The 588-nt window shown below is 43.9% G+C and carries 1 protein-coding gene; it reads right to left on the bottom strand.

Going from position 1 to position 588, the window contains the following annotated elements:
• Positions 1 to 460, bottom strand: a 460-nt coding sequence (locus IUY40_RS19220; RefSeq protein ID WP_195738459.1) for a hypothetical protein, incomplete at its 3' end; no start/stop codon positions are given.
• Positions 461 to 588 lie beyond the last annotated feature (128 nt).

Consider the following 588-nt stretch of genomic DNA (forward strand, 5'->3'; position numbering starts at 1 on the left):
TCCAGCGTGATGCAACCAACAACAATAATTCGAGCCTGTAGGCATAATAGTTTGAGTTTGTGGGTTCGTGAGTTTCTGCTCCAGTATAATACAACCAACAACAATAATTCGAGCCTGTAGGCATAATAGTTTGTGGGTTTGCGAGTTCCAACTCCAGTGCGATGCAACCAACTACGATAATTCGAGCCTGTGGGTGCAATAGTTTGAGTTCGTTGGTTTGAGTTCCTGCTCCAGTATGATGTAATCGACAACAATAATTCGAGCCTATGGTTGTAATGGTTTGAGTTCGTGGGTTCGTGAGCTTCTGCTCCAGTATGATGCAACCAACAACAATAATTAGAGCCTGTAGGTGCAATAGTTTGAGTTCGTTGGTTTGAGTTCCTGCTCCAGTATGATGCAACCAACAACAATAATTCGAGCCTGTGGGCACAATGGTTTGAGTTCGTGGATTCGTGAGCATCTGCTCCAGTATGATGCAACCAACAACAATAATTCGAGCCTATGGGTGTAATGGTTTGAGTTCGTGGATTCGTGAGCATCTGCTCCAGTATGATGCAACCAACAACAATAATTCGAGCCTGTAGGCAT

This window comes from Flavobacterium sp. ALJ2, from assembly GCF_015594725.1.
Taxonomy (GTDB): Bacteria; Bacteroidota; Bacteroidia; order Flavobacteriales; family Flavobacteriaceae; genus Flavobacterium.